Origin of the sequence: Anaeromyxobacter dehalogenans 2CP-1, from assembly GCF_000022145.1 — a bacterium.
Taxonomy (GTDB): domain Bacteria; phylum Myxococcota; class Myxococcia; order Myxococcales; family Anaeromyxobacteraceae; genus Anaeromyxobacter; species Anaeromyxobacter dehalogenans.
Genome location: NC_011891.1, coordinates 1,568,987 through 1,590,846 on the forward strand (window position 1 = coordinate 1,568,987; position 21,860 = coordinate 1,590,846).

A 21,860-nucleotide genomic window follows, 5' to 3' on the forward strand; every position below is an offset into this window, starting at 1 on the left:
GGGCCTCTGGAGGTTTGACTCGGCTGCCTGCTGCCGTTACCTTCCGCGCCTCGCGTGCGCTCCCCCCCGGTCTCCTGAGGCCTGCGCCGCACCCGCGATGACCTGGCGAGAGCTCTTCCCCGGCACCACCGAGGCCGAGTGGCGCGACTGGCGCTGGCAGCAGCGCCATGCGCTCACCACGGCCGCCGACTTCGAGCGGTTGTTCCCGCTCACCGACGCCGAGCGCCGCGGCTTCGCGCTCGCCGCCGGCCACACCCGCGTGGCCGCGACGCCGTACTACGCCTCGCTCGTCGACCGCGACCACCCGGCCTGCCCGATCCGGCTGCAGGTCATGCCGTCGGCGGCCGAGGCGGTGCCCGCGCCGGGCGACCTCGACGATCCCATCGGCGAGGAGCCGCACCGCCCGGTGCGCGCCATCGTCCACAAGTACCCGGACCGCGCGCTCTTCCTGGCGGTGGACCGCTGCGCGGTCTACTGCCGCCACTGCACCCGCCGGCGCATCACCTTCAGCGACGACGAGGGCGGCTTCGACCGCGCCGCGGTGGAGGAGGGGATCGCCTGGGTGCGCGCGCACCGCGAGGTGCGCGACGTGATCGTCTCCGGCGGCGACCCGCTCTCGCTCTCCGATCAGAAGCTCGACGGGATCCTGGCGGGGCTCCGGGCCATCCCGCACGTGCAGGTGCTCCGCGTCGCCACGCGCGCGCCGGTCACGAACCCCATGCGCGTCACCGACGCGCTCGCGGCCGCGCTGCGCCGCCACGCGCCGCTGTTCGTGGTGACGCACTTCAACCATCCGAAGGAGTGCACGCCCGAGGCGCGCGAGGCCTGCGAGCGGCTGGTGGACCACGGCGTGCCGGTCGAGAACCAGTCGGTGCTGCTGCGCGGCCTGAACTCCTCGGCGCGCATCCTCACCGACCTGAACGAGCGCCTGCTCACGTTCCGCGTCCGCCCGTACTACCTGCACCAGGGCGACCTCGCCGCCGGCACCGGACACCTGCGCACGCCGCTCGCGGCGGGCGTGGCGATCCTCGAGGCGATGCGCGGGCGCACCAGCGGGCTCGCCATCCCGCACCTGGCGGTGGACCTCCCGGGCGGCGGCGGCAAGGTCACGCTGCAGCCGCAGTACCTCGCGGGGGAAGGCGAGGAGGGCGCGCGGGGCCACTGGCTCCGCAACGGGCGCGGCGAGCGCTACTTCTATCCGGAGCCGCCGGAGCAGGATTGCACCTGCCCCTACGAGGCGGTCTACTACCCCGCCGACGCGGCCGCGCGAGGCGGCCCGGCGGGCGGGGACGGCGAGGGCGAATGATCTCCAAGGTGATCGAGGCGCTGGCGGTGTTCACCACGTCGGTGATCTCGTCGATGGGCTACGGCGGCATCGTGCTGCTGATGGCCATCGAGAGCGCGTGCATCCCGCTGCCCTCCGAGATCATCATGCCGTTCGCCGGGTACCTCGTGTACCGGGGCGAGATGACGCTGCACGGCGCGGCGCTGGCCGGCGCCATCGGCTGCGTGGTCGGCTCCATCCCGGCCTACTACCTGGGCCAGTTCGGCGGCCGGCCGCTCATCGAGAAGTACGGCCGCTACGTGCTCCTCTCGCACAAGGAGCTCGACCTCGCCGACCGGCTGTTCCAGCGCTGGGGCCAGTGGGTGGTGTTCGCGGGCCGGCTGCTCCCGGTGATCCGCACGTTCATCGCGTTCCCCGCCGGCGTGTCGCGCATGCCGATGGGCAAGTTCGTCCTCTACACGTTCGTGGGCTCGTACCCCTGGTGCTACGCGCTCGCGTGGGTGGGCGAGTGGGCCGGCGAGGCGTGGCACACCGATCCGCGGGTCAAGGCGATCTACCACCGCTTCGAGCTCGTCATCGTCGTGGCCGGCGTGCTCGCCGTCGCCTGGTTCGTCTGGCACAAGGTGAAGGAGGCGCGCCGCGCCCGCGTGCCGGCCGCCGCCGACGAGGGCTGACGACCGCCGTGCGCCGCCCGCTCGCCACCGCCGCGGCGCTGGCCGCCGCGCTCGCCGCGGCCGCGGTCCCCGCGCGCGCCGAGGAGCTGATCCGCGTCCAGGTCCGGGCGCAGCCCGAGGAGATCCAGGAGCTGCGGCTCGAGGACTACGTGGCGGGCGTGGTGGCGGGCGAGATGCCGGGGAGCTTCCCGCCCGAGGCGCTCAAGGCGCAGGCGGTGGCCGCGCGCAGCTACGCGCTCACGCGCAAGGTGGAGGCGCAGGCGGCCAACCGGCGCTGGGACATCGCGAGCGGCGTCATCGCCCAGGTGTTCGCGGCGGGGCGCGCCAGCCCGCAGGCGCGCGCGGCGGTGGACGCGACGCACGGCGAGGTGCTGGTGCAGGGGATGGAGCCGGTGGAGGCGTACTTCCACGCGGCCTGCGGCGGGCGGACCGAGGCCGGCATGCCGGCGCTGGGGCGCGACCTGCCGTACCTCGCCTCGGTGGAGTGCGGGCGCTGCGATCGCGCGCCGCGCGTGCGCTGGTCGCTCGAGGTCGGCGCGGCGGAGCTGGGGCGGCTGGCCGGGCTGGGCGGGGCGGCCACGGCGGCGCGGGTGGTGGCGCGGAGCGCGAGCGGCCGCGCGGAGAAGGTGGAGGTGGCCGGGCGGGGGCGGCGGGTCACGCTCGCCGCCACCGACCTCCGGCAGCGGCTCGGCTGGGCGCGGCTGCCCTCGCTCGCGTTCGCCGTCCGCGAGGTGCGGCGCGGGTTCGCGTTCGACGGGCGCGGCCAGGGCCACGGCGCCGGGCTGTGCCAGTGGGGCGCGGCCGGGATGGCGCGCGAGGGGAGGGACTACCGCGAGATCCTCCGCCACTACTACCCGGGCACCGACGTGCTGCGCATGTACTGACCCGACCGTGCGCCTCTCCGACTTCGACTTCGCCCTGCCCGAGGGGCTGGTGGCCCAGGCGCCGGTCACGCCGCGCGACGCCTCGCGCCTCATGGTGCTCGCGCCGGAGGAGGGCTCGCCCGCGCACCGCGGCTTCGCCGACCTGCCGGAGCTGCTCGCGCCGGGCGACCTGCTCGTCTTCAACGACACGCGCGTCATCCCGGCGCGGCTGCTCGGCCACAAGGCGTCGGGCGGCAAGGTGGAGCTGCTCCTGTGCGAGCCGCTGGAGGGCGGGCTGGGCCGGCGCTGGCGGGCCATGGGGCAGGCCTCGAAGCCCATCCGCGAGGGCGCGGTGCTCACCTTCGACGGCCTCGAGGCGCGCGTCGACGACGTGGAGGGCGAGGGCTTCTACCGGGTCACGCTGGACCGCCAGGGCCCCGAGCTGGAGGCGGCGCTGGGCCGCGCCGGGCGCATCCCGCTGCCGCCGTACATCCGCCGCGCGCCGGACGCCGAGGACGCGGCGCGCTACCAGACCATCTGGGCGCGGGCGCCCGGCTCCGCCGCCGCGCCGACCGCCGGCCTGCACTTCACCGAGCCGCTGCTGGCGCGCCTCGCGGCGCGCGGGATCCGGCGCACCGCGGTCACGCTGCACGTCGGCCCGGGCACGTTCCTGCCCATCCGCGGCGACGACCTCGACCTGCACCGCATGCACGGCGAGCGCTACGAGGTGTCGCCCGCCGCCGCGGCGGAGCTCGCCGCGACCCGCGCGCGCGGCGGACGCATCGTGGCGGTGGGCACCACCTCGGTGCGCACGCTGGAGAGCGCCTGGCGCGACGGCGCCGTCGCCGCCGGCCCGGGCCGCACCGAGCTGTTCATCCGCCCCGGCCACCCGTTCCACGCGGTGGACGCGATGGTCACGAACTTCCACCTCCCCCGTTCCACGCTGCTGGTGCTGGTCTGCGCGTTCGGCGGCCAGGGCCGGGTGCTGGCCGCCTACCGCGAGGCGGTCGCGCGCGGCTACCGCTTCTTCAGCTACGGGGACGCGATGCTCCTGCTCCGCCGCTGAGCCCGGCGCGTCCCGTCCGGCGCGCCGTGAGGTGCGCCGGTGTGTGCTATACGGGCGGCGAGGAGCGGGGGGTTTGCACAGCGTCTCGGTCAACGTGGAGCCGGGTCAGTACCTGGCCGGCTGGCGGCCGGAGGCGGGGCAGATCTTCGTGCCGGCGCTCTCCGACTCGCGGGTGGGCGATCGCGTCGCGGTGCGGGTCGGGATCTACGGGCAGGCCATCCGGGCCACCCTCTACGGGAAGGTCGCCATGGTCCGGCGGATGGGGCGCCCGGCGCTGCCGCCCGGCGTGGACCTCGCGCTCGACCGCGCCTCGCTCCCGGCGGCCGGCTTCCTCGCCACCGCCGCGCGTGGCGAGCCGGTCTCGTTCCAGGAGCGGGCGCCGCGCTTCCCCTGCGACCTGCCGCTGCGGGTCGAGCACGCCGGGGGCGCGTTCGACACCGGCGCGCTCAACGTCTCGGACGGCGGCTGCGCGGTGCGCTGGCCCGGCCAGCTCCCGCTGGTCGGCGACCTGGTCGTGCTGCGGCTCGGCCGCGGGGTGTTCGCGCCGGCCGCGCGCGCGGTGGTGTGCTGGAACCAGCCCGGCGGCGCGATGGAGCGGAGCGCCGGGCTGCGGCTCGTCCTCGAGGGGCGCGCGGGCCGGGCCTGGCGCGGCGTGGTGGCCGGGGTGGCGCGCGTGGGGCGGCGCCCGGCTTGACAGGCCCGGCGGCGCGGGCGACACCGGCCCGGTGATCCGCTTCCAGCTCCTCGCCGAGGACGCCGCCGCCCGCCGCGGCCGGCTCGAGACCGCGCACGGCACCATCGAGACGCCGGTGTTCATGCCGGTGGGCACCGCCGCCACGGTGAAGACGCTCGAGCCGCGCGACCTCCAGGCGCTGGGCGCCGGCATCGTGCTCGCGAACACGTACCACCTGTACCTGCGCCCCGGGCACGAGCGGATCCAGCGCCTCGGCCGGCTGCACCGCTTCATGTCCTGGCCGGGCGCGGTGCTCACCGACTCGGGCGGCTTCCAGGTCTTCAGCCTGGGCGAGAAGGGCGCCGGCCGCGAGCGCGGCGGGCCCGGCCTGGTCGAGATCGCGGAGGAGGGCGTCACCTTCCGCAGCCACCTCGACGGCTCGCGCCACTTCCTCTCGCCGGAGCGGGCGATCGAGGTCCAGGAGGCGCTCGGCGCCGACGTGATCATGGCGTTCGACGAGTGCCCGCCGGCGCTCGCCGACCGCGCCTACCACGAGCTGTCGCTGGCGCGGACGCAGCGCTGGCTGGTGCGGTGCCGCGAGGCCTGGCGCGAGATCGAGGCGCGCGAGGGGCCGCGCTGCGCGCTGTTCGGCATCGCGCAGGGCGGGCTGTTCGGAGACCTGCGGGCGCGGGCCATCGAGGAGGCGGCCGCGCTGGACCTGCCCGGCTACGCGCTGGGCGGCTACGCGGTGGGCGAGACGCCGGCCGAGATGTGGGACGGCGTGGCCCGGGACGCGCCGCGGCTGCCGCGCGAGAAGCCGCGCTACCTCATGGGCGTGGGCACGCCGGAGGACCTGCTGGCGGGGATCGCCGCCGGCGTGGACCTGTTCGACTGCGTGCTCCCCACCCGCACCGCGCGCAACGGCCTGCTGTTCACGAGCCGCGGCAAGCTCGTGATCCGCAACGCGCGCTACGCGGACGACGAGCGGCCGGCCGATCCGGAGTGCGGGTGCTACGCCTGCCGGACGTTCACCCGCGCCTACCTCCGCCACCTGTTCAAGGCCGGCGAGATCCTGGCGCTCCGCGCGAACACCCTGCACAACCTGCACTTCTACCTGTCGCTCATGGCCGACGCCCGGCGCGCCATCGAGGAGGGCCGGTTCGCGGCGTTCCGCGCCGAGCGGCTGGCCGCCTGGCGCGCGGACGGCGACGGCTGACGGGGCCCGCCGGCCGGGTGCGCGCGGCCGCGCACGCCCGGGGGCCCCGGCGGGGAACAAAGGGGTTGCGGCCCTCGTCGAAATCACGCTAGAACACAGCGCTTTTTCTCACCCAAGCGGATCGAGCTCCGGAGCACATCCATGCATCCCGTCCTGCACGCCTTCCTGTCGCAGACCGCCGACGGTCAGGCGCAGAACCCCATCGTCGCCTTCCTGCCGTTCATCGCGATCGCGGTGGTCTTCTACTTCGTCTTCTTCCGCCCGCAGGCGAAGCAGGCGAAGGCGCACCAGGCGTTCGTGACCGCCCTGAAGAAGGGCGACGAGGTGGTGACGCAGAGCGGGATCATCGGCACGGTGGTGCTGGTGGAGGACCGCACGGTGACCATCGACGTCGGCGCGGGGACCAAGCTCCGCGTGCTCAAGGGCCAGGTCGCCGGCCAGTGGAAGCAGGTGGAGGCCCAGCCGGCCAAGGCGGAGGGGAAGAAGTAGATGGAACGCTCCTGGTACTGGCGCGTCGCGCTCGTCGTGGCGGTCGCGATCCTGTCGATCTACCAGCTCGTCCCGAGCTGGTTCTACTTCAAGCTCCCGCCCGACCAGCGGAACACCGAGGCGTACGACACCTCGGTGCCGGGCTGGGCGCCGGACGCGAAGCACCACCTCAACCTCGGCCTGGACCTCCAGGGCGGCATCCTGCTCTCCATGGGCGTGGACGTCGACCGGGCGGTGAAGACCAAGGTCGCCCGCCGCGCCGACGAGATCGGCGAGTTCCTGAAGGGCAAGAACGTCGCGTTCACCGGCACGCAGGTGGTCGGCGGCGGCGCGCAAGTCGAGGTGGCCGCCGCGAACCCGGGCGAGGTGAAGGACGCGGTGCTCGGCTCCTCCGGCTACGCGGAGGAGATGTACTCGCCGGGCGGCGCGCCGGAGGGCGCGGTCCGCTTCGCGTTCAAGGACTCGGTGCTCCGCGACTTCCGCGAGAAGGCGGTGAAGCAGGCGGAGAAGGTCATCCGCAACCGCGTGGACAAGTGGGGCGTCACCGAGCCCGACATCAAGACCAAGGCGAACAACCAGATCCAGGTCCAGCTCCCGGGCTTCAAGGATCCGGAGAAGGCCAAGGAGCTGCTGGGCCGCACCGCGCAGCTCGAGTTCAAGATCGCCGACGACGAGAACCCGGCGCTCGACCCGGTCCGCGGGCAGCTCCCGCAGTGCCAGGGCGACCGCCAGGGCCTGTCCCTGCCGCTCCCCGAGACCGGCTGCTGGACGGTGGAGCCGGTCGAGCTGCCGAACGGCGGCACGCGCGCGGCCACCATGGTCGCGGCGAACACCCGCACCGAGCTGGAGAAGGTCATCGCGGAGAAGCTGAACCCGCTGCTCGACCCGCAGAAGAACGCGGTCGGCATCGGCGAGGGCCAGGTCGGCCAGGGCCCCATCAAGACCACCTACTACCGGACCTACCTGCTCCGCGCGAAGACCGAGCTGACCGGCGACTACATCGCCGACGCGGCGGTGGCCGTGGACCAGTCCGACACGCTCCAGCGCGGGCGCCCGGTGGTCTCCTTCAAGATGTCGCCCGAGGGGGCGCGCCTGATGGAGAAGCTCACCACCGAGAACATGCGGCGCCGGATGGCGACGGTGCTCGACGACAAGGTCGAGACCGCGCCGTACATCCAGGGCCGCATCTCCTCCAACGGCCAGATCACGCTCGGCTCGGGCCGCAACCAGCAGGACATGTTCGACGAGGCGAACGGCATCGCGCTGGTGCTGAAGGCTGGCGCGCTCCCCGCGCCGGTGACCATCACCGAGGAGCGCACCGTGGGCGCCACCCTCGGGCCGGAGCTGGTGCGCAAGGGCACGCTCGCGGCGCTGGTCGGCCTCGCGCTGGTGGTGGTGTTCATGGTCGTCTACTACCGCGGCACCGGCCTGGTGGCGGACGTGGCGCTGGCGCTGAACGGCCTGCTGGTGCTGGCGGTCATGTCGATGATCGGCACCACGCTGACGCTGCCGGGCATCGCCGGGTTCGTGCTCACGCTCGGCATGGCGGTGGACGCGAACGTGCTCATCAACGAGCGCATCCGCGAGGAGATGCGCGCCGGGCGCAACGTGCGGCAGTCGGTGCAGCTCGGCTACGACCGCGTGTTCTGGACCATCGTGGACTCGCACGTGACCACGCTGGTCGCCGGCGTGGTGCTGTTCCAGTACGGGTCGGGGCCGATCCGCGGCTTCGCGGTGACGCTGATCATCGGCCTGGTCGCCTCGATGTTCACGTCGATCGTGGTGACCCGGGTGATCATGGAGTACTTCACGCGCCACGACACGGCGCGCCTGAGCGTCTGATGCAATTCAAGACCTTCGACATCATCCCCCACGACACGAAGTTCGACTTCGTGGGCAAGCGCCACATCGCCGTGGCGCTCTCGCTGGTCGTGAACCTGGCGATCATCCTGTGGTCGCTCCCGTTCGTCCACGGCCTGAACATGGGCGTGGACTTCGCGGGCGGCACCGAGATGGAGGTCCAGTTCGGCAAGCCCGTCGATCCGGCCGACATCCGCAAGACGGTCGAGGACCTGGGCTTCAAGGGCGCCTCGGTCCAGACCTACGGCGCCGAGGCCGAGCACACGTTCCTCATCCGCGTGGAGCGCATCTCGCTGCTCACCGAGGCGGACGTGGCCCGGGTGGCCGACGCGGTGAAGACGAAGCTGCCGGTGGCGGGCTTCGCGTTCAACCCGGAGTTCGGCGACAAGATCGACTTCCAGTTCTCGGGCGCGGTCGACGCCGCCGCGGTCCGGGCGGCGGTCGAGGCGGCCGGCGTGAAGGTGCGCGACGTCCGGGAGGAGCAGGGCCTCACCGCCGGCACGCGCTCCTACGCGGTCATCACCCAGGGCATCCAGGAGAACGTCCAGGCCGGCCTGAAGGCGCAGCTGGGCGACTCGCAGCCGAACGTGCGCCGCGTCGAGTACGTCGGCCCGGCCGCCGGCCGCGAGCTCCAGGCGCAGGGCCTGAAGGCCATCCTGTACGCCATCGGCCTCATCGTGGTGTACATCGGCCTGCGGTTCGACTTCCGCTTCAGCCCGGGCGTGGTCATCGCGATGCTGCACGACGCGATCATGACCATGGGCTATTTCACCATCAGCGGCCGCGAGTTCAACCTGACCTCGATCGCGGTGATCCTGACGGTGGTCGGCTACTCGGTGAACGACACGGTGGTCATCTACGACCGCATCCGCGAGAACCAGGCCAAGCTGCGCGGCCGGAGCCTCTCGGACATCGTGAACCTCTCCATCAACGAGGTGCTGGGCCGCACGTTCCTCACCTCGTTCGCCACCGCGCTCTCGCTCATCGGCCTGCTCGTCTACGGCGTGGGCACGATCTTCGACTTCTCGATGGCGATGCTGTTCGGCATCGTCTCGGGCACCTACTCCACCTGGTTCATCGCCGCCCCGATGACCATCTGGCTGGAGGAGCGCGCCGAGAAGAAGCGGGCGAAGGCGAAGGGCGCGGCCGCCGCGGCCGCGGCCCAGCCGCAGGCGCGCACCGCGAAGTAGCCGCGCGCCGGCAGCGGTTCCGGAGGGCCCTTCGCGCCAGCGGGGGGCCCTCCGCCGTTCCGGGGCGCCTCACTCGCCGCCCATCCGCACCCGCAGCCCCGCCCGCACCATCCGCGGCGCGCCGATCGTGTCCACGCCGGCGCGGCCGACCAGGTACCGCCGGTCGAGCACGTTCTCGGCCGCCGCGAACGCCTCCAGCCCACCGCGCAGCGGCACCGAGGCGGCGAGGTCGAGCAGCACGTAGCCGCCCATGGGCAGCGCGTTCCGGTCGTCCTCGTACTGGCGCGAGACCGCGCGCAGCTCGGCGCCGAGGCGGCCGAGGCCGGCGCGCCAGGCGGCGAGCGAGACCGCGGCGCGGTGGCGCGGGTCCTGCGGCAGCGCGCGCCCGGAGAGCTCGGGGTGGCCGGGCGCGGACGCGACCCGGGCGTCCACGAACGTCCAGGCGGCCCGGGCCTCGAGCCACGGCAACGGCGCCCAGGCGGCGGCGGCCTCCAGCCCGCGGATGCGCGCGGCGCCCAGGTTGGCGCGGCGCCGGGTGGCGCCGTCGGGCAGCGGCGCGTCCAGCGTCACGACGGTGATCGGGTCGCGCAGCACGCTCCAGAAGCCGGTGACGCGCAGGCGGAGCGCGCCGCCCCGGACGGCGAGCTCCGGCCCGGCCTCGGCGCCGAGCAGCGTCTCGGCGCGGAGCGACGGATCGGGCGCGGTCACGATCGTGCCGACCTGGAACGTCCGGTACAGCTCGTTCAGCGTGGGCGCGCGGAACGCCCGGTAGGCCGACGCGCGCAGCGCGAGCGGGCCCTGGCCCGGGCGCCAGCGCAGGGCGACGCGGGGCGAGACCTGGGCGTCGCTGCGCGGCGCGTACCGGGTCCGGTCCTCGCCGCCGCCGGCGGCGCGCCGCAGCCCGGTGGCCTCGCCGTTCCGCCACAGGTCCACCCGCAGCGCGGCCGAGAGCTCGAGGCCTGGCGCCACCGCGGCGCCGCCCTCGGCGAACACGCCGCCGAGCAGCTGCGAGCCGTCCGCCTCCCGCGCCACCGCCGCGTCCGGCGCCGCGGTCGCCGGGAACAGCGTCTCGCGCGCCGCGCCGGCGACCCGCCGCAGGTCGCCGCCGGCGGTGAGCCGGAGCGCGCCGCGCGCCGGGGCCGACCAGACCAGCGAGCCGCCCAGGTCGCTGGAGGGCACGCGCTGCCGCGCCGCGAGCGCCTCGGTGGCGCGCTCCGGGCCGAAGCGGGCGCGATCCGGGTCGAAGCGCCGCGCCCCGGCGTACAGCACCGCCTCGAGCCGCCCCAGCCCGCCCTCGGCCTCTCCCCGAGCGGCGAGCCGCTCACGGCGACGTAGAGCCGCCCGCGGGCCGCGTCCAGGCGCAGGCCGCGAGGCCGCGGGCCGACCTCGATCCTCGCCACCTCGGCGCCGCTGCCCGCGTCGAGCACGACCACGTGCCGGGAGCCCTCGTCGCTCACGTAGACGCGCGGGCCCGCACCGGAGGTGGATGCGGCGGCGAGCCAGAGCGCGAGGGCGGGCGCGTGCACCGGCGCAAGGTGCGGTCTCGCGCGTGCGCAGAGGAGCGGCCGCCAGGGGATCGACCCGTCGCCCGGGCTACCCGGGCGCCGCGACGCGTCGCCGGGGCGACGCCCCCGTAGGCGGGACCCGCTCGACGCGGCCGGCGGCGAGCGCAGGCGCGGCGCGGCGGCGGGTCGCATACCCACCGTGAAGTCGCGCCGGCGACCCGGTCGCACCGTGAACTCGGCGCAGCACCGATTGCGCAATCACCAGGAGCGACCCCGCGCGGGGGGTTCGCGTATCGGTGGGGAGCGCGCATCCATGCGGCATGGGGGCGAGCGGTTCCACGGCGGGATTGCGCATCGTCGTCATCGATGATGACGCGGACCTGCGCGAGCTGCTGGTGGACGTCCTCCGGCGGCTCGGTCACGCGGTGATCGGACTGCCCGCGCAGGCCGGCGTGTTCCAGCTCGCCGATCTCCCGCCGGCGGACGTCTGGGTGGTCGATCACCGCCTCCCGGGGCGCCTCGGGGGCGAGGTGATCCGCGCGGTCCACGACGCGCCCAGCCGGCACCACCCGGTGCTCGTCGGCATGTCCGGCGACGAGCACGCGGAGGAGGCGTTCCGCCGGGCGGGCGCGGACGTGTTCCTGCAGAAGCCCTTCGACCCGGCGCGCCTGGTCGCCGCGATCGAGGCCGCCCTGGCCCGCCGGCGCACGGCGTCGTGATCCGCGCGCGACCGCGGCCACCCCCGTTCACGGAGCGTCATGGAGGCAGCCGCGGCGCGGCGCGGTCAGCGCTGGACGCCGCCGCCGGTGCCGGTGCCCGGCGCGCCGGTGCCGGCGCTCCCGGTCCCGGCGCCGCCGGTGGTGCCTGCGTCGTTCGTGTCGGTCCCGGTGCCGGCGGGCGGCGGATAGGTGCCCGTGTCGGTGGTTCCGCTCGTGCCGGTCCCGCTGGTCCCCGCTCCCGTCGCGTCCGTGCCGGTGCCGGCTGGCGGTGGGTAGGTGCCGGTGCCGGAGGTCCCGTTCGTCCCGGTCCCCGGGGTCCCGGTTCCCGTCGTGTCCGTGCCGGTGCCGGTGCCGGCGGGCGGCGGAGCCATGTCGGTGCCGCCGGTTCCGGTGCCCGTGCCTGGCGTTCCGGTGGTGTCGGTCCCGGCGGGTGGCGGGTACGTGCCCGCGCCGTCCGTGCCGCTCCCGGTGCCCGTGCCGCCGGGCGGCGGATAGGTGCCGGTGCCGTTGGTCCCGGCGCCGGTGGTGTCGGTGCCGGCGGGCGGCGGGTACGCGCCCGTGCCATCGGTGGTCCCGGTCGCGCCCGTGCCGGTCGTGTCCGTCCCTGCGGCGCCGGCGCCGGTCCCGGCGGTGCCGGGCGCGCCGGCCGTGCCCGCCGTGCCGGCAGCCCCGCTCCCGGTGCCACCCGCGCCGCCGCTCTGCGCGTAGGCGCCGCCCATCCCCGCGGCGGCCAGCGCGCCGGCCAGGATCCATCTCGTTGCGTGCCTCATCCAGCCTCCCGTCTCGCGCGCGCGTCCTGCGCGGCGGCCCGAAACCTGCGCACGGCCCCGCTCGCGGCCCGGAGCGCGCGCCGCAGCGCCTGCGGGCGCGCGAGCCCTCGCGCCCGCGGCCCCGCCCCTGCGCCCGGCCGCCGCCCTGTCAGGGCGGCGTGCTACCGAGCGGACCGTGTCGGGCGCGACCGGGAAGCGGTGGGTGGAGGCGGCGGTGGACGCGGCGCGGGCGGCGCAGCTGGCCGGCGCCCTGGACCTGCACCCGCTGGCCGCGCGCGTGCTGGCCGCGCGCGGCCACGCCGATCCGGCCGAGGCCGAGGCGTTCCTGGCCGCGCGCCTCGCCGACCTGCCCGACCCGTTCCGCATGAAGGGCATGGACGCCGCCGTCGAGCGGATCGTGCGCGCGCTGGAGGGCGGCGAGCGCATCGCCTGCTACGGCGACTACGACGTGGACGGCGTCACCTCGACCGCGCTCCTCTGCGGCTTCCTGCGCGCGGCGGGGGCCGACGTCGTCACGTACACCCCGCACCGGCTGGTGGAGGGCTACGGCCTCAACGGCGACGCGGTCCGCAGCCTGGCCGCGCAGGGCGTCCGCCTGCTGGTGACGCTCGACTGCGGCATCACGAGCGTGGACGAGGTGCGCGTCGCCGCCGGGCTGGGCGTGGACACGGTGGTGGTGGACCACCACACCGTGCCGGTGGAGCTGCCCGCGGCCGCCGCCATCCTCAACCCCCACCAGCCCGGCTGCGCCTACCCGTCGAAGGACCTGGCCGCGGTGGGCGTGACGTTCGCGCTGGCCATGGCGCTCCGGCGCCGGCTCCGCGAGCGGGGCCGCTTCGGCCCGGCCCGGCCCGAGCCGAACCTGAAGGAGGTGCTCGACCTCGTCGCGCTCGGCACGGTCGCCGACGTGGTGCCGCTCGTCGGCGCGAACCGGATCCTGGTGCGCTGGGGGCTCGAGCAGCTCGCGACCAGCCGGCGCCCCGGCGTGCGCGCGCTGAAGCGCGTGGCCGGCATCGCGGACGGGACGCCCGTGACGGCCGGCCAGGTGGGGTTCCGGCTCGCGCCGCGCATCAACGCCGCGGGCCGGCTCGACGACGCGGGGCGCGGGGTGCGCCTGCTGCTCTCCGGCGACGCGGCGGCCGCGCAGGCGCTCGCGGACGAGCTGGATCGGGAGAACCAGGCCAGGCAGGAGATCGAGCGGCGCATCCTGGAGCAGGCGCTCGCGGACGCGGCGGCGCGGGTGGCCGCCGGCGCGCGCGGGCTGGTGCTGGCCCGCGACGGCTGGCACGCCGGCGTGGTGGGCATCGTCGCGTCGCGCGTGGTCGAGCGCTTCCACCGCCCCGCGGTGCTGGTGGCGCTGGAGGACGGCGCCGGGAAGGGCAGCGGGCGATCGATCGAGGGCTTCCACCTCTACGACGCGCTCGCCGCGTGCTCCGGCCACCTGGCGCGCTTCGGCGGCCACCGGCACGCCGCCGGCGTCACGGTGGAGCGGGCCCAGGTCGAGCCGTTCCGGGCCGCGTTCGAGGCGCACGCCGCCGCCACCATCGCCGACGAGGACCTGGTGCCGCGCTGCCGGATCGACGGCTGGGTGGGCGACGCCGAGGTGACCGAGGACGCCGCCGAGGCGCTGGGACGGCTCGGGCCGTTCGGCGCCGGCCACCCCGAGCCGGTGTTCGCGCTGCGCGGCGCCGCGGCGCGCGCGCGGACGGTCGGGGCGGGCGGCGCGCACCTGAAGCTCGCGCTCGGCCGCGGCCTCGATGCCATCGGCTTCGGCATGGGCGACCGCGCGCCGGCGTGCGGCGGGCCGGTGGACGCCGCGTTCACCATCGGCTTCGACGAGTGGGACGGCACCCGCCGACTGCAGCTGAAGCTCAAGGACCTGCGACCGGCGCGCTGAGGCGCGGCACCGCACGATCGATCGGCGAGCGCAGCGAGCCCGCCGGGACGCCGCCGCGTCCGCGGCGAAGCCGCCCGCGGCGGCGCAAGGGACCCGGCGAGCAGGGTGGGGGCGGGGCGCAGCCCCGTCAGATCCTCACGGCGCGACCGCGACCACCGCGCGCCCGCGCACCTGCCCGGCCAGGATCCGCTCGCTCCAGGCAGGGACCTCCGCGAGCGGGATCTCGGTCGTGAGCGCGTCGATCCGGTCGGCGGTGAGGTCGCGCGCGATGCGGCCCCAGGCGCGCGCGCGCGGCGCCGCGGGCGCCATCACCGAGTCCACGCCCTGGAGGCGCACGCCGCGGAGCACGAACGGGAGCACCGTGACCGGCAGGTCGGTGCCGCCGGCCAGGCCGCAGGCGGCCACCGCGCCGCGGTAGGCGGTCTGGCGGAGCACGCTCGCCAGCACCGCGCCGCCCACGGCGTCCACGCCGCCCGCCCAGGTCTCCGACTCGAGCGGCCGCGTGCCCGGCCGGGCCAGCTCCTCGCGCGGCACGATGCGCGTGGCGCCCAGGGACTCCAGGAAGGCACGCTCCGAGGGGCGGCCGGTGGAGGCGGCGACCTCGTAGCCCGCGCGCGCCAGCAGCGCGACGGCCACGCTGCCCACGCCGCCGGCCGCGCCGGTGACGATCACCGGCCGGCCGCCGGGGCGCACGCCGGCGTCCTCGAGCGCGTCCACGCACAGCGCCGCGGTGAAGCCGGCGGTGCCGACGGCCATGGCGCGCCGGGCGGTCAGGCCACGCGGCAGCGGCAAGGCCCACGCGGCGCGAACGCGCGCCAGGCCGGCGTAGCCGCCGAACGTGGCCTCGCCGATGCCCCAGCCCGTCACCAGCACCTCGTCGCCCGGCTGGAACGACGCATCGCGGGACTCGAGCACCGTGCCGGCGAGGTCGATGCCCGGGACCATGGGGAACTTCCGGATCACCTTGCCCTTGCCGGTGACCGCGAGCGCGTCCTTGTAGTTGAGGCTGGAGTAGCGGACCGCGACCGTCAGCTCGCCCTCGGGCAGCGCGGAGGCGGGCAGCTCCTCGAACCCGGCGGAGCGGGCGCCGTCGCCCTCCCGGACGACGAAGGCACGGAAGCGCTGCGGCAGCGAAGGCGCGGGCATGGGCGGATCTCCGGGGGCGAGGGGAGGGCGATGGAAGGCGAGGGACCGCCATCCTGCGTCCAGCCCACCGGAGGGGTCCAGTGCCCGGATCAGGGAGGTCCGCGCCGCCCGGCGCATGCGCCCGTCATCCCGGGGAATCCGGCCACGCGCCGGTCAGGCGACCCCCCAGCGATCGCGGCGCTCCCCGAACAGCGCGCCCATCCTGGCGAGCTCGCCCACGTGGAGCCGCTCGGCGTGCCGCTCGAAGCGCTCCCGGCACCGGCGCGAGCAGAAGAAGTACCGGCGCTTCTTGTACTCGAACGACTCGGAGTCCTCCTCGAGCACCGGCCGCCCGCACACCGGATCGATCCCGACGCCGTCCTGGTCCGCGTCCATGTGATGCCTCCCTCCCCGGGGATCCGGGACTGCAACGACGGGGCCACCGGCGGGCGCGCCGCCGGCCGGGCCCGCGTCCGCTCCGCGGCGCGGGGCCCTGCAGGAATTCCAGGGTCCGGGCTGCAACTTCCACATGCCCGAGCGGCCGGGGAGACCCGGCGGCGGCGCGCACCGGAAGGGCTGCGGTCGTCCTTGACGCCTGAGGTTCCGCAGTGTTAGCTGCCTTTCCCCACGTCCGGAGGCCCTTCCCTTGCCGCGCTTCATCACCGAGCTCAAGCGTACCCACTCCTGCGGTGAACTCACCAAGGCCGACATCGGCAAGGAGGTCGTGCTGTTCGGCTGGGTGAACAACCGGCGGGACCACGGCGGCGCGGTGTTCATCGACCTGCGCGACCGCGCCGGCCTGACCCAGGTGGTGTTCGAGGAGGACGTCCGCCCCGACGTGCACGAGCTCGCCGGGCAGCTCCGGCTCGAGTACTGCGTCGGCGTGCGCGGCAAGGTGGTCTCGCGCGGCGGCAACGTGAACCCGAAGCTCCGCACCGGCGAGATCGAGGTCCACGCGTCGGACCTCGAGATCTTCAACCGCTCCGAGCCGGCGCCGTTCCAGATCGAGGACGAGATCGACACCGGCGAGGAGAAGCGGCTCCAGTACCGCTACCTCGACCTGCGCCGCGCCCCGCTGCAGCGGACGCTCATGACCCGCGCGAAGGTGAACCACCTCACCCGCAACTACTTCACCGACAAGGGCTTCCTCGAGCTCGAGACGCCGTTCATGGTGAAGTACACCCCGGGCGGCGCCCGCAACTTCCTCGTCCCCTCGCGCCTCAACCCCGGCAAGTTCTACGCGCTCGCCGAGAGCCCGCAGCTGTTCAAGCAGCTCTACATGATGGCGGGCTTCGACCGGTACTTCCAGATCGTCCGCTGCTTCCGCGACGAGGACCTCCGGCTCGACCGGCAGCCCGAGTTCACGCAGATCGACGTCGAGATGTCGTTCGTGGAGCAGAACGACGTGTTCGACGTGATGGAGGGGCTGGTGGTGAAGCTCTGGAAGGAGGTGCTCGGGATCGAGATCCCGCGCCCGTTCCAGCGCATGCCGTTCGAGGAGTCGATGGCGAAGTACGGGAACGACAAGCCCGACCTCCGCTTCGACATGCCGCACGTGGTGCTCACCGACCTGGTGCGCCAGCACGACGGCGGCGGCGTCCCGCTCATGCACGAGGCGGTGAAGGCCAAGGGCATCGTGAAGGCGATGCGCGTGCCCGCCTCGGCGAACTTCTCGCGCACCGAGATCGACAAGCTCGAGGAGTACGTGAAGGGCATGGGCGCGAAGGGGCTCGCCCGCGCCAAGGTCGGCGAGGGCGGCGAGTGGACCCAGTCGCCGCTCGCGAAGACGATCACCCCCGCGCTGCGCCAGGCGATCAACGAGGCCTGCGAGGCGAAGCCCGGCGACCTGCTCCTGTTCCAGTTCGGCAAGGAGTCGGTGGTCCACACGGTGATGGCGAACCTGCGCGTGCACCTCGCCAAGCGCATGGGCCTCATCCCCGAGTACGGGTCGGGCGGCGCCTGGCGCTTCCTGTGGGTGGTGAACCCGCCGCTGTTCGAGTACGACGAGGAGTCCGGCCAGTGGGCCGCCGCGCACCACGCGTTCACGCGGCCGCACGACTCCGATCTCCAGTTCCTCGAGAGCGATCCGGGCAAGGTGAACTGCTACCGGTACGACCTGGTGCTGAACGGGTTCGAGATCGGCGGCGGATCCATCCGCCTCCACGACCCCGAGGTCCAGGCCCGGGTGTTCAAGGCCATGGGCATCACCGACGAGGAGGCCCGCAGCAAGTTCGGCTTCCTGCTCGACGCGCTCAAGATGGGCGCGCCGCCGCACGGCGGCATCGCGCTCGGCATGGACCGCCTGGTCATGCTCCTCACCGGCGCCGAGTCGCTCCGCGACGTGGTGGCCTGGCCCAAGACGCAGAAGGGCACCGACCTCATGACCGGCGCCCCCGGCGACGTGGACGCGCGCCAGCTCCGCGAGCTGTACGTGAAGAGCACGTACGAGCCGAAGTAGCGGCGCCGCGCCTGCCCGCGGCGCGCCGCCGCGGCCCCGCGCCCGGAGGCGCCTCACCTTTCGCGCGACCGCGCCCCCGGTCCGGGCTACGCTTCGGAGCCGGGGGCGCGCGCGATGGGCGAGCACGACGTCATCATCGTCGGCGGCGGCGTGAACGGGACCGGCACCGCCCGCGACTGCGCCATGCGCGGGCTGCGGGTGCTGCTGCTGGAGAGGTCGGACTTCGGCGTCGGCGCGAGCGGCAACAGCTCGGGCATGATCCACGGCGGCATCCGGTACATGCTCTCCGACCGGAAGGTCACCGAGCTGGCCTGCCGGGACTCCGGGTTCATCCAGCGGATCGCCCCGCACCTGCTGTTCCGCATCCCGTTCCTGATGCCGTTCGGCTCGCGCGCCGAGGCCGCCACGCTCGCCGAGCGCGCCGCCTGGTACGCCACCGAGGTCTACGTCGGCACCTACGACCAGTACCAGCCGCTGAAGCGCGGGAGGCCCTCCACCCGGCTGACCGCCGAGGAGCTGTACCGCCTCGAGCCCGGCCTGCGCCCCGGCCTGCACGGCGCGGTGACGCTGGACGAGTGGGGCATCGACGCGTTCCGGCTCTGCGTGCTGAACGCGCTCTCCGCCCGCACGCACGGCGCCGAGCTGCGCACCTGGACGGAGGTCCGCCAGCTCCTCGTCGAGGGCGGCCGGGTGCGCGGCGTCCGGTGGCGCGACGCGCTCACCGGCGAGGAGGGCGAGGCGCGCGCGCCGGTGGTGTTCAACGCGGCCGGCGCGTGGTCCCCGGCGCTGGCGCGGGCGAGCGGCGTGCGGGTGCCGATGCGCCCGGGCAAGGGCGTGCACCTCACGCTCGACCGCCGCTGGTCCAGCTACGGCGTGATCTGCACCGCGGTCGACGGGCGGCAGATGTTCCTCATGCCGCACGAGAACGAGTCGATCGTCGGCACCACCGACGACGACTGGTACGGCGACCCGGACGACCTCGAGGCGACCCAGGACGAGGTGGAGTACCTGCTGGAGGGCGCCGCCTCCCTGGTCCCCGGCGTGCGGCGGGCGCGGATCACCCGGGCCTGGTGCGGCCTGCGCACCACCCTGTACGCGTACGGGCCGAACGAGGACGCGCTCTCGCGCGAGCACCAGTTGCTCGACGGCGCCGCGGACGGCGCGGCCGGGCTGCTCTCCATCGTGGGCGGGAAGCTCGCCTCGTACCGCGCCCAGTCCGAGGAGGCCGCCGACCGGATCGAGGCGCTGCTCGGCCGGCCGGTCACGCCCTGCCGCACGCACCAGGAGCCGCTGCCCGGCGGCGACGAGGTGCCCGACCCGGCCGCGCTGGCGCGCGAGTTCCCGGTGGCCGCGGCGGTGGCTGCGCGGCTGGTGTACCGGCACGGCGGCCGCGCGCGGGAGATCTGCGCCATGATCCGCGACGACCGGCGCCTGGGCCTGGTGCTGTGCCGCGACGAGGCGATCCTCGCCGCCGAGGTGGTCTACTGCGCGCGCCACGAGCAGGTGCGCCGCCTCCAGGACCTGCGGCGCCGCTGCCGGCTCTCGGTGGGCGCCTGCGGCGGCCTCGACTGCGCGCGGGTGGGCGCGCAGCTCGTCGGGCGCGAGCTGTCCTGGCCGCCGGAGCGCGTGCGCGCCGAGCTCTCCGACCTGCTCGACCAGGGCTGGCGCGAGCGGCGGCCGGTGCTGGACGGCGCCCAGCTCGCCGCCGAGGAGCTGCTGCGCGGCGGGTGCGGCCCGTGGGAGGCGCCGTGACCGCGTCGCGCACGGTGCGGGCCGACGTGCTGGTGGTGGGCGGCGGCATGGCCGGGGCGATGGCGGCGCTCTCGGCGCGGGCGGCAGGCTGCGAGGTCGCGCTGGTGCGTTGCGCGCCCGGGGCGACGGCGCTCTCCTCGGGCGCCGTGGGCGTGGCGCCGGACCTGTCCGCGCTCCCCGGCGATCCGCTCTCGTGGCGGCGCGGGCCGGTCGAGTCGGCGCGGCGCCTGGCGCGGCAGCGCCCGGGTCACCCGTACGCGGCGGTGGGCGAGGGGCTGGTGCTGCTCCCGGACGCGCTCGACTTCGCGGTGCGCGCGCTCGACCCGCTGCTCGCGCCGGTGCTGGAGCGCCCGCGCTTCCTCGCGACGGCGACCGGCGAGGTGGTCGCGGCGGCCACCTGCCAGCGCGCGGCCGAGCCGGGCGACCTGCTCGCGGTGGCGGGGCCGCTCGCGGTGGCCGGGCTCCGCGGGCACCTGGGCTTCGACGCGGCGCTGGTCGCGGACGGGCTCGGCCGCCACGCCGGCCGCGGCGGGCCGGAGGTGCGGGAGCTCGAGGTGGACCTGCCCGGCCTCGATCCCTGGGCGCGCCCGCACGAGCTGGCGCGCGCGCTGGAGCCGCCCGGCGAGGCGGAGCGGCTGGGCGAGCGGCTGCGGGCGGCGCTCGCGAACGGCGCGCGCGGCGCCGCGGCGGTGCTGCTCCCGCCGGTGCTGGGGCTCTCGCCCGCGGCGCGGGTCCCCGAGCGCGTGGCGGCGGCGGCGGGCGTGCCGGTGGCGGAGACGCTCTCCGACGTCCCGAGCGTCCCTGGGCTCCGGCTCCAGGCGGCGCTCGAGGCGCGGCTGGCGCGCGCCGGGGTGACCGTGCTCGCCGGCGAGCTCCGGGCCGCGGGCGGCGCGCCGGGCGACCGGGTCGAGGTGGGCGAGGCGGTGATCCTGGCCGGGAGCTGGGTGCTCGCCACCGGCCGGTTCGTGGGCGGCGGGCTGGTGCGCCACGGGGCGCTCGCGGAGCGCGCCATGGGGCTGCCGGTGGAGGCCGCCGAGGGGCGCGACGCGGGGGTGCACCTGTCCGGCCGGCCCGCCACCTCGCTGACGGTGCGCGACCGGCGCGCGCCCCAGCCGCTGCTCTCCGCCGGGCTGCGCGTGGATCCGTCGCTGCGGCCGCTCGATGGTCGCGGCCGCCCCGTCCACCCGAGGCTGTTCGCGGCGGGCGCGCTGGTGGGCGGTCACGAGCACGCGAGCGACGGAACAGGCCTGGGCGTGGCCATCCTCACCGGCTGGCTGGCCGGGCGCGCGGCGGCGGCCCGCGGGTAGCGCCGCCGCCCCGCGCGTCACGTCCCTGGCGCGCGCGCGGAACCCCGCGGGATCGCGGCGGGCGGTCGGAGGGCGCGCCGCGTGCATCCGCCGCCGGCATGGCGCGCTACGCGATCTCCGTCGTCTCTCCCCCCGGATACGTCCACAGCGCCGCGTTCCGAGAGGTCGCCGAGACGCTCCACGCGGCGCTCGGCGCGCTCGGGCACGACGCGGTCCTCGGCACCGACCCCGCGCCGCGCGGGCGCCGCGCCATCGTGCTCGGCGCGAACCTGCTGCCGCACGTCCGCCAGCCGCTCGCGAAGGACGCCATCCTCTACAACCTCGAGCAGGTGGACTCCGGGTCGCCCTGGCTGACCGCGCCGGTGCGCGCGCTGCTCGCCGCGCACGAGGTGTGGGACTACAGCCCGCGCAACGCCGCCCGGTACGCGATGCTCGGGCTTCCGGCGCCACGCGTGGTGCCCATCGGCTTCGTGCCGGGGCTGTGCCGGATCCCGCCCGCGCCGGAGGACGTGGACGTGCTCTTCTACGGCTCGATGAACCCGCGGCGGGCGCGGGTGATCGAGGCCCTGCGCGCGCGCGGCCTCTCGGTCGAGACCGCCTTCGGCCTGTACGGCGCCGCGCGCGACGCGCGGATCGCGCGCGCGCGGGTGGTGCTGAACGTGCACTTCTACGAGGCGAAGGTGTTCGAGATCGTCCGGGTGTCCTACCTGCTCGCGAACCGCCGCTGCGTGGTGTCGGAGCGCGGCGCCGACGCCGCGGAGGAGCGCGCGCTGGAGGAGGGCGTGGCGTTCGCGGAGTACGGGCGCCTGGTCGAGGCGTGCGAGGCGCTGGCCCGCGATCCGGCGGCGCGCGCCCGCCTGGCGGAGGCCGGCTTCCGGCTCATGTCCGCGCGCGACGAGGTGGCGATCCTGCGCGCCGCGCTCGCCGGGGACGCCCCGCCGCGGGGGGCCGCGCGCCTCGTCCTGGACGGCGCGCCGCAGGCGCCCGGCACGCCCGGCTGCTAGACTCGAC

The 21,860-nt window shown here is 75.6% G+C and carries 19 protein-coding genes; 15 read left to right on the plus strand and 4 right to left on the minus strand.

Translation table 11 applies throughout. From position 1 onward, the window contains the following. The first annotated feature begins 97 nt into the window (after positions 1–97). The 9 genes from A2CP1_RS07050 (at position 98) to secF (ending at position 9,316) form a co-directional block, all read left to right on the plus strand. A complete protein-coding gene (locus A2CP1_RS07050) occupies positions 98–1,306 on the plus strand; it encodes a KamA family radical SAM protein (RefSeq protein ID WP_012632705.1) in 1,209 nt (402 codons plus the stop codon). Beyond that, positions 1,303–1,959: a DedA family protein gene (locus tag A2CP1_RS07055; protein ID WP_012525358.1), complete on the plus strand. Its 657-nt coding sequence runs from the start codon at positions 1,303–1,305 to the stop codon at positions 1,957–1,959. Before A2CP1_RS07050 ends, A2CP1_RS07055 begins: the two co-directional genes overlap by 4 nt. Positions 1,960–1,967: 8 nt before the next feature. After that, a complete protein-coding gene (locus A2CP1_RS07060; protein WP_012632706.1) occupies positions 1,968–2,843 on the plus strand; it encodes a SpoIID/LytB domain-containing protein in 876 nt (291 codons plus the stop codon). A gap of 7 nt (positions 2,844–2,850) precedes the next feature. After that, entirely contained in the window at positions 2,851–3,888 is a 1,038-nt protein-coding gene (gene queA / locus A2CP1_RS07065; protein ID WP_012632707.1) for a tRNA preQ1(34) S-adenosylmethionine ribosyltransferase-isomerase QueA, read from the plus strand. Between the two features lie 73 nt (positions 3,889–3,961). Beyond that, positions 3,962–4,582, plus strand: coding sequence for a PilZ domain-containing protein (locus tag A2CP1_RS07070; RefSeq protein ID WP_012632708.1), 621 nt, complete (start codon positions 3,962–3,964; stop codon positions 4,580–4,582). A 31-nt stretch (positions 4,583–4,613) separates the two neighbouring features. Next, positions 4,614–5,777 (plus strand): tRNA guanosine(34) transglycosylase Tgt, encoded by a 1,164-nt coding sequence (gene tgt, locus A2CP1_RS07075; RefSeq protein WP_012632709.1) that lies wholly within the window; start codon positions 4,614–4,616, stop codon positions 5,775–5,777. A gap of 141 nt (positions 5,778–5,918) precedes the next feature. Continuing rightward, positions 5,919–6,266: a preprotein translocase subunit YajC gene (gene yajC, locus A2CP1_RS07080; RefSeq protein WP_012632710.1), complete on the plus strand. Its 348-nt coding sequence runs from the start codon at positions 5,919–5,921 to the stop codon at positions 6,264–6,266. After that, positions 6,267–8,108: a protein translocase subunit SecD gene (secD, locus tag A2CP1_RS07085; protein WP_012632711.1), complete on the plus strand. Its 1,842-nt coding sequence runs from the start codon at positions 6,267–6,269 to the stop codon at positions 8,106–8,108. Further along, on the plus strand, positions 8,108–9,316 hold the full coding sequence (gene secF, locus A2CP1_RS07090) for a protein translocase subunit SecF (RefSeq protein ID WP_012632712.1): 1,209 nt from the start codon (positions 8,108–8,110) through the stop codon (positions 9,314–9,316). Before secD ends, secF begins: the two co-directional genes overlap by 1 nt. Before the next feature lie 69 nt (positions 9,317–9,385). Here the strand turns inward: secF and A2CP1_RS07095 are convergent, their stop codons facing one another. Next, positions 9,386–10,585 carry a TonB-dependent receptor gene (locus tag A2CP1_RS07095; protein WP_012632713.1) on the minus strand — a complete coding sequence of 400 codons (1,200 nt, stop codon included), beginning with the start codon at positions 10,583–10,585 and terminating at the stop codon, positions 9,386–9,388. A gap of 583 nt (positions 10,586–11,168) precedes the next feature. Here A2CP1_RS07095 and A2CP1_RS07100 point away from each other — a divergent pair. Continuing rightward, a complete protein-coding gene (locus tag A2CP1_RS07100; RefSeq protein ID WP_245530004.1) occupies positions 11,169–11,540 on the plus strand; it encodes a response regulator in 372 nt (123 codons plus the stop codon). Positions 11,541–11,605: 65 nt separating this feature from the next. On the opposite strand, the gene A2CP1_RS23550 is transcribed toward A2CP1_RS07100, so the two are convergent. Next, positions 11,606–12,310 carry a hypothetical protein gene (locus A2CP1_RS23550; protein ID WP_012632715.1) on the minus strand — a complete coding sequence of 235 codons (705 nt, stop codon included), beginning with the start codon at positions 12,308–12,310 and terminating at the stop codon, positions 11,606–11,608. 175 nt (positions 12,311–12,485) lie between these two features. Between A2CP1_RS23550 and recJ the strand changes: the two genes are divergently transcribed. Further along, a complete protein-coding gene (gene recJ, locus A2CP1_RS07110) occupies positions 12,486–14,207 on the plus strand; it encodes a single-stranded-DNA-specific exonuclease RecJ (RefSeq protein WP_012632716.1) in 1,722 nt (573 codons plus the stop codon). 135 nt (positions 14,208–14,342) lie between these two features. Here the strand turns inward: recJ and A2CP1_RS07115 are convergent, their stop codons facing one another. After that, positions 14,343–15,353 (minus strand): MDR family oxidoreductase, encoded by a 1,011-nt coding sequence (locus A2CP1_RS07115; protein WP_012632717.1) that lies wholly within the window; start codon positions 15,351–15,353, stop codon positions 14,343–14,345. Positions 15,354–15,506: 153 nt separating this feature from the next. Then, positions 15,507–15,728 (minus strand): YHS domain-containing protein, encoded by a 222-nt coding sequence (locus A2CP1_RS07120; protein WP_012525370.1) that lies wholly within the window; start codon positions 15,726–15,728, stop codon positions 15,507–15,509. Positions 15,729–15,978: 250 nt separating this feature from the next. On the opposite strand from A2CP1_RS07120, the gene aspS reads away from it, so the two are divergent. The 4 genes from aspS (at position 15,979) to A2CP1_RS07140 (ending at position 21,853) form a co-directional block, all read left to right on the plus strand. Beyond that, positions 15,979–17,790 carry an aspartate--tRNA ligase gene (gene aspS, locus A2CP1_RS07125; protein ID WP_012632718.1) on the plus strand — a complete coding sequence of 604 codons (1,812 nt, stop codon included), beginning with the start codon at positions 15,979–15,981 and terminating at the stop codon, positions 17,788–17,790. 114 nt (positions 17,791–17,904) lie between these two features. Further along, complete coding sequence (locus A2CP1_RS07130) at positions 17,905–19,542, plus strand: glycerol-3-phosphate dehydrogenase/oxidase (protein ID WP_012632719.1); 1,638 nt, start codon at positions 17,905–17,907, stop codon at positions 19,540–19,542. Then, positions 19,539–20,849, plus strand: coding sequence for a glycerol-3-phosphate dehydrogenase subunit GlpB (glpB, locus tag A2CP1_RS07135; RefSeq protein ID WP_012632720.1), 1,311 nt, complete (start codon positions 19,539–19,541; stop codon positions 20,847–20,849). Before A2CP1_RS07130 ends, glpB begins: the two co-directional genes overlap by 4 nt. A gap of 98 nt (positions 20,850–20,947) precedes the next feature. After that, positions 20,948–21,853 (plus strand): CgeB family protein, encoded by a 906-nt coding sequence (locus A2CP1_RS07140; protein ID WP_012632721.1) that lies wholly within the window; start codon positions 20,948–20,950, stop codon positions 21,851–21,853. Positions 21,854–21,860: the final 7 nt, after the last annotated feature.